Raw genomic sequence first — 1,810 nt, 5'->3', positions numbered from 1 at the left:
TCAGCAAGCCGCGCTGATGCTGGTGGGCATGCGCGAGCGCGCTGTCGCCGCACAGACGCAGCTTGCCAATACGATTCGTGGCTATCCAGCTGAGTTCGGGCTGACCGCGGCCAAAGGCATGTCTCATCTTCCGCTCCTTCTGGAACGCATCATGATTGATGAAAGCATTCCGGCTGTGGCGCGTGAGCTGTTCGCGTCTCTCGTTGAGGAATTTGCGCAGTTGGGTGAKCGCCTGAAAGAGGTGGAGGCAAAACTGATGGCTTGGTATCGCAACAATGAATGATGTCGCCGTCTTGCAAAGATCCCTGGTGTCGGACCAATCGGCGCGGTCTTGCTGGTGATGAAAGCGCCGGCACCGGAACAGTTCAGATCTGGAAGGCAGTTTGCCGCCTGGATGGGCCTGACGCCCAAGGATCATTCGACTGCTGGCAAAGTCAGGCTCGGTATCATTACGAGGCCGGCGATGAGGCATTGCGCAAAACATTGGTCGTGGGTGCAACCTCGTTGCTTCGACAGGTGAGAGCGGGAAGAGGCAGGAACGCTTCGCTCTGGCTCATCGAGTTGCTCAAGCGCAAGGCCCCAAAACTCGCGGCTGTCGCGTTGGCCAACAAGATCGCCAGGATCGCCTGGAAAATGATGGTGACCGGCGAGGCTTACAAGGGCAATGCTGCGCGCCCGGCTCTGGCCTGCGCGGCGTGAAGAGATCAGTCGGTCACGGTGAACAGGATACAGACGCTACCGTGCTGAGCTGATGCGTGAACTTGCAGGAAACGATTAGATGGTGTGATCGATCGATCCGAGACGCGGTACACTCCGTAGATGCCAGTGGCCCAACGAGGCCGATCAAGTGTTTGGAACCCACGTCGCGGAACCCATCTTGGCCAGCGTTCATGTGTGAACGCAACAAAAGGCCGGACATATGAACGCAAGAAATCCGATCAAATCATCAAAGAGTTCTTGCAAGGAGGGGGCCGTCCACATATGGCATCTCGACGAATGTGTGGTGGCCATCAATGGCAAGAAGCAGTGGCTCTGGCGTGCGGTCGATCAGGACGGCTTCGTCCTCGACGTACTGGTGCAAAGCCGCCGAAATGCCAAGGCGGCAAAGCGTCTGATGCGTAAGTTGCTGAAGGCTCAAGGGCGGACACCACGGGTCATGATCACCGACAAGCTCCGGTCCTATGATGCCGCCAGGCGCGACCTCATGCCCGGTGTCGAACACCGGTCGCACAAAGGCCTCAATAATCGAGCGGAAAATTCGCACCAGCCGACCCGACGACGCGAAAGGACCATGAAACGCTTCAAGTCGGCACGCCAGCTTCAGCGGTTCGTTTCCATCCATGATCCGATTGCCAACCTGTTCCACTTTCCCCGCAATACGCTGTCATCGGCTCAACATCGAGACCTGCGTAACGCCGCCATGCAAATCTGGAACAAAATCGCGTGTGTCGCCGCAGCCTGACAGCCGTCCCGGCCAGCTATCGCTGCATCAATCCGCTGATAACTTTACAGTGCCCTTCGCCCTGCATCGTTCGCGACAATGCAGGATGCGCTGAAATCAAGCTCGTCATCCATCTCTCCTCGTTGTGAAACGAGGGGGCACTTCTTCATTTCGTTAGGGGGTCAGTTTCTCATTTCGCCTGACACAATCCAAGTGTCGGTTAACGCTCCATCAGCAACTGGAACGTGTCAATGAGGATCGCCAGAAAAACGCCAGACCCAGTGATGATCACGCCATTCAGAAATAGCCGGCTTGCCTTGTCGTAGACGACTTTTTTCAGTGATGACGTTTGCAAAAGTAAAGCGAGGG

General features: G+C 56.5%; 2 pseudogenes. Both read left to right on the top strand.

Annotated elements, in window-relative coordinates:
- Nucleotides 1-699, top strand: a pseudogene (locus AC1D1Z_RS37025) (IS110 family RNA-guided transposase); the annotation flags it as partial.
- Nucleotides 700-982: 283 nt separating this feature from the next.
- Nucleotides 983-1,556 (top strand): annotated as a pseudogene (locus AC1D1Z_RS37020) (IS6 family transposase); the annotation flags it as partial.
- Nucleotides 1,557-1,810: the final 254 nt, after the last annotated feature.

This window comes from Rhizobium sp. P1_E1 (genome assembly GCF_056406015.1).
The sequence above is the reverse complement of the archived record's forward strand: the minus strand, read 5'-3'. Positions and strand labels throughout refer to the sequence as shown.